The organism is Streptomyces albipurpureus (assembly GCF_023701525.1).
GTDB lineage: Bacteria > Actinomycetota > Actinomycetes > Streptomycetales > Streptomycetaceae > Streptomyces > Streptomyces albipurpureus.
The window spans coordinates 44670-59804 of the sequence record NZ_JAMQAW010000028.1 but is presented as its reverse complement, the minus strand read 5'-3'; the positions used below and the strand labels follow the sequence as shown (position 1 = coordinate 59804).

Genomic DNA, 15135 nt, shown 5'->3' with positions numbered 1-15135 from the left:
CTGCTGGCCCTGACCGGGTACGGGGGCGCCGGCGTCAGACCGGCGGAGTGCGGGCGTCCCCGCATCGGGTGTCCCCGCAGCGGCCGGTTGTGAGCCGCTGGGGCCCTTCGCGTGCCGAACCGCCCGGCCCGGCAGCCAGCGCAGCACGACCGCCACCCCGATGAGGCAGACGAGGGCGGCGCCCAGCGCGGTGAGCTGCATGGCGTCGATGAAGGCGGCGTTGGCCCGGGTGATCAGTTCCTCACCGGCCGGTCCCAACCGGCGCGCCGCCGCATGGGTCCCCTCGATCGACTCGCCGGCGCTCTCGCGCAGCCCGGCAGGCAGGGTCGCCAGCTGCCCCTCCATCTCGGCCCGGTAGCGGATGGAGAGCATCGAGCCCAGTACCGCGACTCCCAGGGCGCCGCCGACCTGGCGGAAGGTGTTGCTGACCGCCGATCCGGACCCGGCCTTCTCCCGGGGCAGGGACTGCATCACCGATGTGGTCACCGGGACGGTGATGTGTGACATTCCCACTCCTTGGATGAAGAGCGAGACCCCGAAGACCCACATCGGCGTCGATTCATCGAAGAAGGCGAAGGAACCGAGCCCCACGGCGATCAGGACCAACGCCCCCGCGCAGACCGCCCGCGCGCCGAACCGTGCGACCACCAGCCGGGCTCGGGGCGAGAAGAACCCCTGCGCCAGGGCCAGCGGCAGCACCAGCAGTCCGCACTCCAGCGCGCTGTATCCGCGCACGCTCTGGAGGTAGTAGGCGGAGAGGAAGGTGATGCCCATCATCGCGAAGAAGACCAGGGCGATGGCGACGACGGACGCGGAGAAGGCGGGCATCCGGAAGTACGCCATGTCGATGGCCGGATGGTTGCTGCGCTTCTCGTGCCAGACGAAGCCCGCCAGTACGGCGAGACCACCGAGTACGGAGAGGAGCACCGAGGGCTCGGTGAAGTCGGCGAGCTCCCCGCCGCGGATGATCCCGTACACCAGCAGCACCAGGCCGACGATGGACAGCAGCACTCCGACGGGGTCGGTGCGGCCGGGGGCCGGGTCCTTGGACTCGGGCACCAGGATGGCCATGGCGATCAGGGCGATGATCACCACCGGCACATTGACCAGGAAGATCGAGCCCCACCAGAAGTGCTCGATCAGCACTCCGCCGGTGACGGGGCCTATCGCGATGGCGAGGCCGATGCTGCCGGCCCAGATCCCGATCGCCTTGGGCTGCTCATCGGGCTCGAAGACGTGCATCAGCACGGCGAGGGTCGAGGGCATCACAAAGGCCGCGCCGAAGCCCATCACCCCCCGGTAGGCGATGAGCTCACCGGGGGTGGTGGCGAAGGCGGCGAGCGCCGATCCCACACCGAAGACGACGATCCCGAAGAGGAGCACCTTCTTGCGGCCGACGCGGTCTCCGAGCAGTCCTGCCGTGAAGAGGAGCCCGGCGAAGAGGAGGGTGTAGGAGTTGATCGCCCACTCCAACTCCCCCTGGGTGGCCCCGATCCCGGTGGGCGCGGGGCTGGCGATGGTCTTGACCGCCACATTCAGGATCGAGTTGTCCAGCACGACGATGAGCAGGCTGAACATCAGCACGGTGAGGATGGCCCAGCGGCGCCGGTGGACGACTTCGGGGATGCGCGGCGGCACGGGCGCGGGGCTGACGGGAGGTTCGGCCGGTTCGGAGTCGCCGAGGGGGCCGGAAGGAGGCTGCGGATTCGGCATGGCAATACCATAAACTATTTTCGATACGAGACCGTCTCGTATAGAAATCATTGATGGGGCGACCGCCCTCCCGCGACGACCGCGCGAGCCCCTGGGCGAGGACCGTGCGGGAGGGGACCGAGTGCCGGACTGCGGGCACCGATACGGGCCCCCTTCCCCGCGACCGGCACGAAGTGCCACCATGGGAGGGATCCGGGGACGCCGTCAGGGCGCCTCGAGATGACGTAAGGAGCCGTTAGCCATGACGCTTCAGGCTGCCCAGCCCCCCTCCGACAGCAGCAGGACGCTGTACGGCGGCAAGGGCACTCGCCGCATCACGGTCCATGACATCGCCGCCGCCAAGGAGCGGGGCGAGAAGTGGCCCATGCTCACCGCCTATGACGCGATGACCGCGTCGGTCTTCGACGAGGCCGGCATCCCGGTCATGCTGGTCGGCGACTCGATGGGGAACACCCATCTGGGCTACGAGACCACCGTGCCGGTCACCATGGACGAGATCACCCTGCTCTCCGCCGCCGTCGTCCGGGGCACCCAGCGGGCCCTCATCATCGGTGACCTGCCCTTCGGCTCGTACCAGGAAGGCCCCGTACAGGCCCTGCGCAACGCCACCCGGCTGGTGAAGGAGGCGGGTGTCGGCGCGGTCAAGCTGGAGGGCGGTCGGCGCTCCCTGGTGCAGACCGAGCTGATCGTGCAGTCGGGCATCCCCGTGGTCTCACACCTCGGTCTGACTCCCCAGTCCGTGAACACCATGGGCTACCGGGTACAGGGCCGCGGCGACGAAGCAGCCCACCGGCTGCTGCACGACGCCAAGGCCGCGCAGGAGGCGGGCGCGTTCGCCGTGGTCCTGGAGATGGTCCCGGCCGAGGTCGCCGCCGAGATCACCCGTTCACTGCAGATTCCCACCGTCGGCATCGGCGCGGGACCCGACACGGACGCCCAGGTCCTCGTCTGGACCGATATGGCAGGGCTCACCGCCGGCAAGGTGCCGCGGTTCACCAAGCAGTACGCCGATCTGCGCCGGACCCTCGGTGATGCGGCGAAGGCCTTCGCGGACGATGTCGTCGGCGGTGCCTTCCCCCAGGAAGAGCACACCTTCCACTGATCGATCCCACCCCCTGAGCCACTCCTGGCACAGACGACAGCCCGCCGATCTTCCCCCATCGGTGGGCTGTCGGGCTGTGGGGCCGCGGTCTCGGCGCGGGGTTCCGGTCAGAACCCCGCGGCCGACCCGCGCGGTCCGGCGGTAGCCGAGTGCGGTGGCCCGGCGGCGCCATCGGCAGGGGCGAGTCGGCTGCCGGTGTGTCGGTGGGCTGTCGGTGTGTCGGTGGGATCGCGGGTTGTCGGTGTGCCTGTCGGTGATCTGTCGGTGGCTTGTCGGTGGGACCGCACATCGTTGACAACATGCAGCAGAACCACCGGAGCGATACGGCTCGGATCAGCGACCGGACCCATGCCGTCGAGGTACGGGGGCTGGTCAAGCACTACGGCGAGACCAAGGCCCTCGACGGGGTGGACCTCACGGTCCGCGAGGGCACGGTGCTCGGCGTCCTCGGCCCCAACGGGGCCGGCAAGACCACACTCGTCCGCTGTCTGGCCACGCTGATCCTGCCCGACGCGGGAAGTGCCACCGTCGCGGGATACGACGTGGTGCACCAGCCCCGGCAGTTGCGCCGCACCATCGGACTCACCGGCCAGTACGCCTCCGTGGACGAGAAGCTCTCCGGCTGGGAGAACCTCTACATGATCGGGCGGCTGCTCGATCTGTCCCGTGCCGCCGCCCGTCGGCGCGCCGCTGAGATGCTGGAGCGCTTCTCACTCACCGACGCGGCCAAGAAGCCCGTCATGCAGTACTCGGGCGGTATGCGACGCCGACTCGACCTCGCCGCCTCACTGGTCGGCGAGCCCAGCGTCCTCTACCTCGACGAACCGACGACCGGGCTCGACCCCAGGACCCGCAACGAGGTCTGGGACGAGGTCCAGCGGATGGTCACGGAAGGCGTCACCGTACTGCTCACCACGCAGTACATGGAGGAAGCCGAGCGACTCGCGGATGAGTTGACCGTCATCGACCAGGGCCGGGTCATCGCCGAGGGCCGGGTCGATGAGTTGAAGGCGAAGGTCGGCGGTCGAACACTGCGGATCCGGCCGAGTGACCGCAGTCAACTGGACGCGATGGCGCGGGAGCTCGCCCGCGCCGGTCTCGATGGCATCGCGGGTGTGCACACCGCTGTGGACGAGGGCCTGCTGACCGTGCCGATCCTCACCGATGAACAACTGACCGCCGTGGTCGGCGTCCTGGCGTCCCACCACTTCGGGATAGCCGATATCACCACCCATCTGCCCAGCTTGGACGATGTGTTCCTGGCGGTCACCGGGGAACGGCGCCCGGTGTCGGAGCAGAGCGCCGAGAGCGCCACCACCCTCCAGGAGACCGCCGCATGAGCGTCGACACGACCACGTCCCCGACCCCCAGCGACCGGGCGGGGAGCACCCACCCCGGCTCCGGGGCCCAGCCGCCCGCACCGCCCGGTCGAAAGCCCGCTCCCCCCGTCGGCGAAGGCCGAATCGGGCTACGGGCCAATCTGCGGCACATCGAAGCGCTGGTCCGCCGCAATGTGCTCCAGATCAAGCAGGACCCCGAGTCCATGTTCGACGTCCTGCTGATGCCGATCGTCTTCACCCTGCTCTTCGTCTATGTCTTCGGCGGCGCGATCTCCGGCAAGGGCAATCAGGACGACTACGTCAACTACGTGATCCCCGGTCTGCTGGCGATGATGGGCATGAACATCGCGATGGCCGTCGGTACCGGAGTCAACGACGACGTCAAGAAGGGCGTGATGGACCGCTTCAGGTCCATGCCGATCGCCCGGTCCTCGGTACTCATCGCGAAGATCGTCGTCGAGATCGGCCGCATGTCGGTGGCGATGACCATCCTGCTGGGGATGGGCTTCGCCCTGGGGCTGGAGGTCAAGACCTCGCTGGTCGAGGTGCTCGCGGCCATCGGCCTGTCCATGCTCTTCGGAGCCTCGCTGATGTGGATCTTCATCCTGCTAGGACTCACGCTGAAGACCCCCCAGGCCGTTCAGGGACTCGCCATGTTGGTCCTGACACCTCTGCAGTTCGGTTCGTCGATCTTCGCGCCGCCCACCACCATGCCCGGCTGGCTGGAGACCTTCACCGACTACAACCCGCTCTCCAACCTCGCCGATGCCGCCCGCGCCCTGATCAACGGGGGCGAGTTGGCCAACTCGGTCTGGATGACACTCGGCTGGGCCGCGGCCATCACCCTGGTCACGGCGCCCCTGGCGGTGGCGAAGTTCCGCAAGCGGACCTGACCCGGCCCGCCCCGAGCCCATCGGAACCGGGCACACGCCACCACACGGACGACTACCGGGCCAGGGCGGCGGCCTCATCGAGGCTGAGGCCGCCGCCCCGCGCGTACGCGGACTCATAGGCCTGATGCCCGAGCACCGCACGAACCTCCGCTTCGGCCGAGGTCCGTATCTCCCGCTCATTGCGGGTCGACGTGTAACCGGGCGGAATCGACGCGCCGGCGACTCCCAGCAGAAGGGCCGCGCTCTCCGCCCGATCCGGCCAGCCTCCGACGAGAGCGCTGGCGAGGGTCACCAACTGCACCGAGAGGAGCTGCGGGGCGACCATCACGCTGAGCCGGTCCCGCGCCCGCTCCAAGGCGTCCAAGGCCTTCGTCCGAGCGGACTCGTACTCGCCGTCCCCGAGGTCCAGCCAGGCGAGCATGCCGATGAGCATCCCCTCGAAGATCGCCATGGTGTTACGGCGGAACTGCTCCATCAAGAGCTCGATCTCAGCCCGCGCCTCGTCGCGACGACCGGTCTGACCCAGCCAGAGCGCCAGATGGATACGGGCGATGGCCGTTGACTCATTGGTCGCGCCGTCATAGTCGGACAGCACCCCGCGGGCCATCGCCTCGCCCTGCTCACCCTGGCCCATCTCCAGCAGAATCCCGGCGAGCCGGCCCCGCAACACCGCCACCTGGATACGGGCGCCGATCCGCTCCGCGTGCACGATGGCCGCGTTGTAGTCCTCCGCGGCCAGCTCGTACTCCCCGTTGCGCTCCCGGGTCTCACCGCGGGCGGACAGCGCCTCGGAGGCACCCCAGTCATCGCCGAGCCCGGTGAAGAGCTTCCATGCCTCCTCCGCGTCGCGCGCCGCGTCACCGGACCAGTGGACGCGGTGGGCGAGAACGGAGGCCCGCATCTGGAGCGCGGTGGCCAACTCCCATTCGTATCCCAGGTCACGGCAGGTCTGGACGGTGGCGTCGAGCATGGCTTTGAGCTGCTCCATGTCGCCGGTCATCAGGATCGCGAAGAACCAGAGCGCCCCGGGAGCGCGACAGGTCTGCGGTAGCCCGGGCCGGTAGACCTCGGTGACACCGCGCAGCCGTGCCTGGTTCTCGGGGGTGCCCCACTCCTCCACACCATGGTCCACAAAGATCATGCGGAGCATGGCGACCCCGCGGCGGGCCTCATCCAGCAGCAGCGGTGCCATCGGCGGCGGTGAGTCCGTGACCCGTTCGTACACCGGGGGCGCGGGGACGTACGGCGGGGCGAAGGGGTCGGGGCCCAGTTCGCCCGCGAGGGTGGACCAGTGGCGGGCATCGCCGCGCAGATCCCGAATCTGCCAGTACCAGGAGAGGGAGATGACGAGGCAGAGGGCCTCCTGCTCATCGCGGTCGCCGATGGCACGGCGCAGCGCGGTACGGAGGTTCTCGTACTCCGTTTGGAAGGTTTCGATGGCGGCACCCTGCCCAGGGCCACGCAGCAGGGGATCGGTGGTGCGCGCCAACTCACGGTAGTGGACCAGATGGCGGCGCTCGGTCGCGGCCCGCTCGGCCGCCTCGTCGAGCCGTACCTCCGCGTACTCGGCGACCGTCTCCAGCAGGCGGTAGCGCATATCGCCGTGGGGAGTGGGGGTGGCGACGACAAGGGACTTGTCGATGAGCGAGCCCAGCACATCGGCGATGCCCGCCCCATGGGTCCGCCCGGGCCCGCTTCCTGTCGACGAGGAGCCGGGGCCGAGCCGGGCCCCTGCGGCACCTGTCTCGTCAGATCCGTTCGGGCCCTGCTGGCCGTGGGGTTGTTCGGGTACGGCTGCGCCATCGGTGCCATCCGCGCCATCTGGGCCATCCGCGCAGACGGCTTCGGCGGCGGTCAGTTCACAGCCGCCGGCGAAGACGGAGAGCCGTCGCAGTACGGCCCGCTCAGCGGCGTCGAGCAGGTCCCAGGACCAGTCGACCACGGCCCTCAGGGTCTGCTGGCGGGGCAGCACCGTACGGCTGCCGCTGGTGAGAAGCCTGAAGCGGTCATCGAGCCGATCCGCGATCTGACGCGGGGTGAGCATCCGCAGCCGCGCGGCGGCCAGTTCGATGGCGAGGGGCAGCCCATCGAGTCGGCGGCAGATCTCGGCACAGGCCTCCGGGTCGTCCTCGACGCGGAAGTCCGGGCGGGCGGCAGCGCCGCGGTCGGCGAGCAGCCGCAGGGCCATGGGGTCCGGCAGCGGGCCGACCGGTCGCACCAACTCCCCCGGTATGCCCAGTGGCTCACGGCTGGTGGCCAGGATCGTGAGTCCCGGGCAGCTCTCCAGCAGTTGCTCGGCGAGGGTGGCGGCGGCCGTGACGACATGTTCGCAGTTGTCGAGGACCAGCAGCATCCGACGGCGGGAACAGTGTTCGATCAGCCGCACGAGAGGGTCGCCGCCGATCGCGTCGCCGACGCGTAGCTCCTCGGCGCCCGCGCCTCGGAGCACCGTCTCCCGTGCGCCGAGTGCGGCCAGAACGGTCTCGGGGACATCGTCGGGGTCGTCGACGGGGGCGAGTTCGGCGAGCCAGACCCCATCGGGGGCGTCTGCGTGGATGCCCTCGGCGGCCTCCTGGGACAGCCGGGTCTTGCCGGCTCCCCCGGGTCCCAGGAGGGTGACGAGACGGGCCTTGGCGAGATCGTCCCGAATGGCCTCGATATCGCGCTCCCGCCCGACGAAGGAGGTGAGCCGGGCCCGAAGGTTTCCCACCGCGGGCCGCTGCCGGACAGGGGCCTGGGCTGCCGGGGGAGGATCGGCGAGCCACTCGGCACCGGGCGGAGCGGCTCGGTGGTCCACCGCCGGCTCTCGGTCGCCCGGACTCGCGGGCTCGTGCGAAGCCGCGGGGGCGGACGCGATCGCGGGGTGGGGGGAGGTCGGCGCGGACCGCTCGCGCACCCCCAGCAGTTCCGCGTGCAGCGCCCGCAGGGCCGGCCCCGGGTCCGCGCCCAACCGGTCCGCCAGTCGGCGGCGGAACGTCTCATAGTCGGCCAGTGCTTCCGCTGGGCGGCCGACCGCCTGTAGTGCGCGCAGTCGTAGGGCCTGGAGCGACTCGTCGATGGGATGGTCAGCGCAGAGCGTGTTCAGCTCCACGAGTGTGTCCTTCGCCCGCCCCTGGAGCAGCGCCGCAGACAGCCGGTTGCGCCGGGCGTCCAGTCTGCGGGACTCCCAGCGGGACACCTCCGCGCCGCGCTGCGGAAGGTCGGCCAGTACCGGTCCCCGCCACAGCTCCAGCGCCTCGTCGAGCAACTCGGTCGCTCGGCCGGGATCACCGCGCTCCAACGCCCGTGCGCCCTCGCCCGCCAGCCGGGCGAACCGGTGGAGATCGATGTCGTCCGCGGTGGCGCTCAGCCGGTATCCGCCGGCGACCGATGTGACCGCCTTCCGCCCGATCGCCCGCCGCAGTCGGCCGACCAGGGCCTGTACCGCGGCTGACGCGTCCGCCGGCGGATCGTCGTCCCACACCTCGGCGATGAGGACGCCGACCGGGACCGTACGTCCGACGCGCAGCGCCAGTACGGTCAGCAGGGCGCGCAGCCGCGCACCGCCCATCGGGACGGGCCTGCCGTCGTCGTCAATAGCCTGGGTGGTGCCAAGGAGCCGATAGTGCACCCCCTCATTGTCCCTGGTGTGCGGGTAGGTCCACGAACGGTACGGACAAGCGGGCTCACGGACGGTGCGCACATGGCCGATCCCCTTCCCGGGTGGGACCGACCGGCGTGGAACCGATCCGTATCCATCGGCCGTTCTACCAGCACCGGTTGTACGGTCGGTCAGCACACATCAGCCTCATGGCCTTGGAGTCGTCCCATGCCCACTGCCGCCTCACGCCGCAGCGACCGGCGCATCAGCCCCGTCTTCCTCGGGATCGTCGCAGTGATGGGGGTGAGCGGCTGGGCCGTGTGGACGGACTACGCGGCGACGGTCGGCCTCGCGGTCTTCCTCTTCGTCACCTCGGCGTGGATCGTCTCGCTCTGTCTGCATGAGTACGCACACGCGCGCACGGCGCTCCACAGCGGCGACATCTCCATCGGGACCAAGGGGTATCTCACCCTCAATCCGCTGGCCTACACCCATGCGCTGTTGAGCATCGTGCTCCCCGTGCTGTTCGTGATCATGGGGGGCATCGGTCTGCCGGGTGGCGCGGTCTTCATCGAGCGCGGACGCATCCAGGGCCGCTGGAAGCACAGCTTGATCTCGGCGGCGGGGCCGCTGACGAACGTGCTGTTCGCGATCGTGTGCACGGCGCCGTTCTGGCTGGACGCGCTGGACGGTGTGCCGATGGTGTTCCGGTACGCGCTGGCCTTCCTGGCGCTGCTCCAGGTGACGGCGGCGATCTTGAACTTCCTGCCGGTGCCCGGTCTCGACGGCTATGGGGTGATCGAGCCCTGGCTCTCGTACAAGATCCGTCGACAGGTGGAGCCCATCGCGCCGTTCGGACTGCTCGCGGTGTTCGCGCTGCTCTTCATCCCCGAGGTCAACCACTTCTTCTTCGACGGGGTCGACGCGGTGCTGCGCGGGCTGGGAGTGAGCGGTCTTGAGTCCGACTGCGGGTTGGAGTACTACCGCTTCTGGCAGGGGACCAACGAGTTCTGTGAGTCCTTCGTCAACCAGTGAGCGGTCGGCGGGTGCGAAGGGCTGGCGGTGGGTGCGAAGGGCTGGCGGTGGCGCACGGCCGGTCGACCGGTACGGGTGCGTGGTCGCGTCAGCGTGCGCTAGTCGGTGGCAGCGGTGGCCTGGCGGGCCTCGACCTTGGCCTTGCGCAGGTAGTACCAGGCCATGTTGGACGACAGCCCGACCACCAGGACCCAGATGGCCCCGATCCACAGACCCTGTGCGAAGGAGACCACGGCCGCCACGACGGCGAGCACACAGACGGCAAGTGCGAAGAGAGCGAGGCGGGGCATGGGGTTGAGGCTCCTGTCGGGGGGACGGTCTTCCCCCACAGTGTCCCCCATGCCCCACCCGCCCTTACACGTCGGTGACCCGTAGCCCCGCGTGCGCCTTGTAGCGACGGTTGACGGAGATCAGATTGGCGACCAGCGACTCGACCTGATGGGCATTGCGCAGCCGTCCCGCGAAGACCCCGCGCATGCCGGGGATGCGGCCGGCCAGGGCCTGGACGAGATCGGTGTCCGCACGGGACTCGCCCAGCACCATCACATCGGTGTCGATCTCCTCGATGGAGGCGTCCTGGAGCAGCACCGCCGACAGATGGTGGAAGGCGGCGGTCACCCGCGAGTCGGGCAGTAGTGCGGCGGCCTGCTCCGCGGCGCTGCCCTCCGCCGGCTTCAGCGCGTAGGCGCCCGACTTGTCGAACCCGAGCGGGTTGACGCAGTCGATGACGAGCTTGCCGCTCAACTCCTGGACCAGGGACTCCAGGGTCTTGGCGTGTCCGTCCCACGGCACCGCCACGATCACCACATCGCTACGCCGGGCGCAGTCGGCGTTGTCGGCGCCCTCGACCCCATGGCCGAGATCGGCGGCGGCGCTCTCGGCCCGCTCCACCGCACGGGAGCCAATGATCACCTTCTGGCCCGCCTTGGCCAGCCGATAGGCGAGGCCACGCCCCTGGTCACCGGTGCCTCCGAGCACACCGACCACCAACCCGGACACATCGGGGAGATCCCAGGGGTCCTTGGCGGCGGGCTTGGCCGCGGCGCTCGCGCCGGTGGAACTCTCGGTCCCCGGGGGGCTGCTCGCGGGATTCGTGGAAGTCATGCCCCGACCCTACTCGCAGGTATCAGTCTCTCGAACGGGTGAACCGCAGCTGATCGCCTGATCCGCGCACCGGGCGTGTTGCAGGATTCGGGGGCATGGATGCCGTACGTGTCGCCCTGCTGCGTGAAGTCCTCGCCGGTACGACGTGGCCCGCCGCGACCAGACGGTTCGCCGGGGTCCTGCGGTCCTCCGTGGTCCCCCGGGGCGGCGGACTACTGCTGGTGGGGACCGGGGAGTACGAGCCCTGGCACCTTGCCGCGCATCTGGTGGACGAGGCGGCCTGGTCGGGACTGCCCGAGCTGACGCCGACGCTGGTCCGCCACCAGGTGCACCCCGATGATCCGGCGCATCTGGCGATCGGTCTGGGCCGACTGGAGGCCGCGCGGAAGGGCGAGACACTGCTGCTGGTCACCCCGGGGCGGCCGGAGGCCGAACTGCTGGAGCGGGTGCATGACGCCCGCCGGGCGGGGGCGACGGTGCTGGCGCTGGACGGCGGGCATCGGGAGGTGGAGGGTTTGGCGCATGAGGCGCTGACGGTGAACGAGACGATCCATGATGTGGACATGGACACCGTGCAGCACCTGGTGAGCGCGGCAGCCGGGGAGAACCGCGTACCGGGCGCCCGGGGACAACGGCACTTCCGTGACCGGCTCTCCCGTCTGGTGGACCAGTTGACCACCCCGCCGCCCGCCCGTTGGTGAGTCCCACCCCACTGCCGAGCCACCTCTGAGCCCACCGCCGGTGCCAGCGGCGTGCCCCCGGCCGGGCGGGTAAATCGGTTGCTGGGGGCGGTGGCTAAACCCGACGATGGCTCGTTGTGGCCTCCAAGCTCTCGGCGATACTGCCGGACCTCTCCCCCTGGCGCTCCTCGCGTGATTTTCGACTGCTGTGGGTCCAGGGGCTGATCACCTTCTTCGGCAGTTCCATGGCGATGGTGGCACTACCGCTCCAGATCAAGGAGCTCACCGGATCGCCGCTGGCCGTGGGGGCGATGGGGGCCGTCGAGCTGATCCCCCTGATCGTCTTCGGGCTCTACGGCGGTGCCCTCGCCGACTACTTCGACCGGCGCGTCCTCATCCTCGCCACCGAGGCGGGCCTCGGCCTGCTCGCCTTCGTGCTGCTGGTGAACGCTCTGCTGCCGGAGCCCCTGCTGTGGCCGCTGTATGTGGTCGCCGCAGGGGTGTCCGCCCTCGCCGGCCTCCAGCGCCCGGCGCTGGACTCCCTCATGGCCCGAATCGTCCCGCATGACCAGCTCACGGCCGCGGCGGCGCTGAACACACTGCGCTGGCAGCTCGCCGGTATCGCGGGTCCGGCGGCGGCGGGCCTGCTGGTGGCGTACTCCGGTCATGCGACGGCCTACGGAGGGACGATCGTCGGATACGCCCTCTCCCTACTGATGTGTCTGCGCCTGTCTCCCGCACCGGCCGCCCATGACGCGGAGAAGCCCTCGCTGCGGGGCATCGCGGAAGGCGCACGCTATGCCTGGTCGCGACCGGTGCTGCTCGGGACCTATGCGATCGACCTGGTCGCCATGATCTTCGCCTTCCCGCTCGCGGTCTTCGCCTTTCTGGCGGACGATCTGGACGCGGAGTGGTCACTGGGGCTGATGTACACGGCGCTCGCGGTCGGCTCGGTGGCGCTCAGTGTGACCAGCGGGTGGACCTCGCGGATACGGCGGCACGGGCTACTCGTCATCTTCGGCGCGGCGGCCTGGGGGCTGGCCATCGCGGCGGCCGGGTGGTTCAGCAACATCTGGCTGGTGCTGCTCGCTCTGGCCTTCGCGGGCGCCGGGGACACCCTCAGCGGGCTGGGCCGCTCCACGATCTGGAACCAGACGATCCCCGAGGAGCTCCGGGGGCGGCTGGCGGGGATAGAGGTGCTCTCGTACAGCGTCGGCCCGCAACTCGGGCAGGTCCGGGCGGGTGCCATGGCAGGCTGGACGGGTACGCGCTCGGCGTTCTGGGGCGGCGGGCTGCTCTGTCTGGTGGGGGTGGGAGCGCTCACGGCGGTGCTGCCCAAGTTGGTGCGGTACGACGCCGACACGGACGAGGACGCTCTGCGCCGCCGCGCCCAGAAGGAGACGCCCCAGGCCCAGGCCTAGGGGGAGCCACCGGCTCGGCCGCTCTGGGGAGGGGCCGACCGGAGCGCCGAGGGGCCCGGCCCCTTCGAGGGGCCGTGCCGGGGGGCGGCGCGAGTCGGGGGCAGCCCGGGCGTCGACAGGGCGCGCCCGCGGTCATGAGCTGCCCGCCCGAACGGACCCGACCCGGAGAACCAGCCCCCAGGGGTCGTGGCCCGCTCAGGCCGCGGTGCCACCCCCGGAGCTGCCACCAGCGCCGGGACCGTCATGCCACTTCGGGTCGGTCTCCCACTCCAGGTTCCTCTCCCGCGCCGTCTCCATCGCCCGTTCCGCTTCGGCCCGTGTCCCATACGGGCCGAAGCGGTTCTTCGCCGGGCACTCCGGTCCCTCCTCGACCTTCTTGTGCTCCAGGCAGTAGAACCACTCGCCCGGCTTTCCGACCGTGCGCCTCTTGAACAGAGCCATCAGGGGCTCCTCTCTTCTCATGTCTCGCCGATGGTTTCCCGGGGCTCGGTGCCCGCCCTCTCTCGCCATGCTGCCCCACCACCCCTGGTTAGACTCGCTGGTATGTCTGGCCAGTCAACGCTCGTTCCCGGCGAGCTCTCCCCCATCCGCTCCGTGCCCGCCTCCATCCGCCGACCCGAGTACGTGGGGAAGGCCGCGCCGACCCCGTACACCGGCCCGGAGGTGCAGGACTCCGACACCGTCGAGCGGATGCGCATCGCGGGCAAGATCGCCGCCCAGGCGATGGAAGAGGCCGCCAAGCACATCGCCCCCGGGGTGACCACGGACGAGCTCGACCGGGTCGCCCATGAGTTCATGTGCGACCACGGCGCCTATCCGTCGACGCTCGGCTACCGAGGGTTTCCCAAGTCGCTGTGCGCCTCGGTCAACGAGGTCATCTGCCACGGCATCCCCGACTCCACCGTGCTGCGCGACGGCGACATCGTGAACCTCGACGTCACCGCGTTCATCCACGGCGTCCACGGCGACAACAACGCCACCTACTTCTGCGGTGATGTCGACGACGAGTCCCGGCTGCTGGTGGAGCGGACCCGGGAATCACTCAACCGGGCCATCAAGGCGGTCAAGCCGGGGCGCCAGATCAATGTGATCGGCCGGGTGATCGAGTCCTATGCGAAACGGTTCGGCTATGGCGTGGTCCGTGACTTCACCGGGCACGGGATCAACACCGCCTTCCACTCCGGTCTGATCGTTCCGCACTATGACGCCGCACACGCCACCACCGTCATCCAGACCGGTATGACCTTCACCATCGAGCCGATGCTCACCCTCGGTACCTATGAGCACGACATGTGGGACGACGGCTGGACCGTGGTCACCAAGGACCGCAAGCGCACCGCCCAGTTCGAGCACACGCTGGTGGTGACGGCGAGCGGAGCGGAGATCCTCACCCTCCCCTGATTCGGACCCCAGGGACCCACTTTTACCGACAGCCTGTCGGAAATTTACCGACAGTCCGTCGGGAACCCATTGACTTAGGTATGCCTAAGTAGGATGATCGGTGGCGGCAGCAGCTATGCGCTGGTGCTCTCTGTTCTTCTCCGCCACCTGTCCCTGGAGGTCCGCCTTGGACGCCACCGCCACCGTCACGCCCTTTTCCACGCTCATCCGCGTCGCCTCGCACGAGCAGCACACCGAGGCCGAGACCTCCTCCTTCATGAGCGACCTCATGGGTGGTCAGCTGGGCGTCGACGCCTATGCGCGCTACACCGAGCAGCTGTGGTTCGTGTACCGGGCGCTGGAGGAGGGCGCCGAGGCGCTCAGGGACGACCCGGTGGCCGGGCCCTTCATCCAGCCCGAGCTCTTTCGCACGGCCGAACTGGAGCGCGACCTGGCGCATATGCGGGGAGCCGACTGGCAGACGACGGCCTCGCCGCTGCCCGCGACCGAGGCGTACGCGGCCCGGGTGGCCGAATGCGCCCGGAGTTGGCCCGCGGGTTATGTCGCCCACCACTACACCCGCTACCTCGGTGACCTCTCCGGTGGTCAGATCATCCGGGACCGAGCGGAGAAGACCTGGGGCTTCGCCCGCAAGGGCGATGGGGTGCGGTTCTACGTCTTCGAGGGCATCGCCAACCCCGCGGCCTTCAAGCGCGGATACCGCGAGCTGCTGGACGCGGTGAACGCGGACGATCTGGAGAAGCAGCGGATAGTCGACGAGTGCAAGCGCGCCTTTGACTTCAATGGCGCGGTCTTCCGCGAGTTGGGCGCCGAGTTCCCGCTCAGCGCCTGACCCTGGGCCCGAAGGTCCCTCAAACGTCCGGTGG

At 69.7% G+C, this 15135-nt stretch carries 12 protein-coding genes and 1 pseudogene; 8 read left to right on the top strand and 5 right to left on the bottom strand.

Translation table 11 applies throughout. The features are described from left to right. Positions 1–78: 78 nt before the first annotated feature. Positions 79–1713: pseudogene (locus NBG84_RS22415) on the bottom strand (DHA2 family efflux MFS transporter permease subunit); the annotation flags it as partial. A 241-nt stretch (positions 1714–1954) separates the two neighbouring features. On the opposite strand from NBG84_RS22415, the gene panB reads away from it, so the two are divergent. From panB to NBG84_RS22400, 3 genes are all read left to right on the top strand, one after another. Continuing rightward, positions 1955–2815: a 3-methyl-2-oxobutanoate hydroxymethyltransferase gene (gene panB / locus NBG84_RS22410; protein WP_250921349.1), complete on the top strand. Its 861-nt coding sequence runs from the start codon at positions 1955–1957 to the stop codon at positions 2813–2815. Between the two features lie 299 nt (positions 2816–3114). Further along, positions 3115–4155 (top strand): ATP-binding cassette domain-containing protein, encoded by a 1041-nt coding sequence (locus NBG84_RS22405; RefSeq protein WP_250921348.1) that lies wholly within the window; start codon positions 3115–3117, stop codon positions 4153–4155. Continuing rightward, on the top strand, positions 4152–5048 hold the full coding sequence (locus NBG84_RS22400) for an ABC transporter permease (protein WP_250921347.1): 897 nt from the start codon (positions 4152–4154) through the stop codon (positions 5046–5048). Before NBG84_RS22405 ends, NBG84_RS22400 begins: the two co-directional genes overlap by 4 nt. A 52-nt stretch (positions 5049–5100) precedes the next feature. Here the strand turns inward: NBG84_RS22400 and NBG84_RS22395 are convergent, their stop codons facing one another. Further along, complete coding sequence (locus NBG84_RS22395) at positions 5101–8658, bottom strand: AfsR/SARP family transcriptional regulator (protein WP_250921429.1); 3558 nt, start codon at positions 8656–8658, stop codon at positions 5101–5103. A 198-nt stretch (positions 8659–8856) separates the two neighbouring features. Between NBG84_RS22395 and NBG84_RS22390 the strand changes: the two genes are divergently transcribed. Then, complete coding sequence (locus NBG84_RS22390; protein ID WP_250921346.1) at positions 8857–9663, top strand: site-2 protease family protein; 807 nt, start codon at positions 8857–8859, stop codon at positions 9661–9663. A gap of 98 nt (positions 9664–9761) precedes the next feature. Here the strand turns inward: NBG84_RS22390 and NBG84_RS22385 are convergent, their stop codons facing one another. Continuing rightward, a complete protein-coding gene (locus NBG84_RS22385; RefSeq protein WP_250921345.1) occupies positions 9762–9953 on the bottom strand; it encodes a hypothetical protein in 192 nt (63 codons plus the stop codon). A 64-nt stretch (positions 9954–10017) separates the two neighbouring features. Beyond that, entirely contained in the window at positions 10018–10767 is a 750-nt protein-coding gene (gene npdG, locus NBG84_RS22380) for an NADPH-dependent F420 reductase (protein ID WP_250921344.1), read from the bottom strand. A 95-nt stretch (positions 10768–10862) separates the two neighbouring features. On the opposite strand from npdG, the gene NBG84_RS22375 reads away from it, so the two are divergent. Continuing rightward, positions 10863–11468, top strand: coding sequence for a hypothetical protein (locus tag NBG84_RS22375; protein ID WP_250921343.1), 606 nt, complete (start codon positions 10863–10865; stop codon positions 11466–11468). 116 nt (positions 11469–11584) lie between these two features. Continuing rightward, a complete protein-coding gene (locus tag NBG84_RS22370) occupies positions 11585–12868 on the top strand; it encodes an MFS transporter (RefSeq protein ID WP_250921342.1) in 1284 nt (427 codons plus the stop codon). 195 nt (positions 12869–13063) lie between these two features. Here the strand turns inward: NBG84_RS22370 and NBG84_RS22365 are convergent, their stop codons facing one another. Beyond that, positions 13064–13309 (bottom strand): hypothetical protein, encoded by a 246-nt coding sequence (locus tag NBG84_RS22365; RefSeq protein ID WP_250921341.1) that lies wholly within the window; start codon positions 13307–13309, stop codon positions 13064–13066. 102 nt (positions 13310–13411) lie between these two features. Between NBG84_RS22365 and map the strand changes: the two genes are divergently transcribed. Continuing rightward, the gene (gene map, locus NBG84_RS22360) at positions 13412–14269 is read left to right on the top strand and encodes a type I methionyl aminopeptidase (RefSeq protein WP_250921340.1); all 858 of its coding nucleotides are present in this window, start codon (positions 13412–13414) and stop codon (positions 14267–14269) included. Between the two features lie 166 nt (positions 14270–14435). After that, positions 14436–15101 (top strand): biliverdin-producing heme oxygenase, encoded by a 666-nt coding sequence (locus NBG84_RS22355; RefSeq protein WP_250921339.1) that lies wholly within the window; start codon positions 14436–14438, stop codon positions 15099–15101. Positions 15102–15135: the final 34 nt, after the last annotated feature.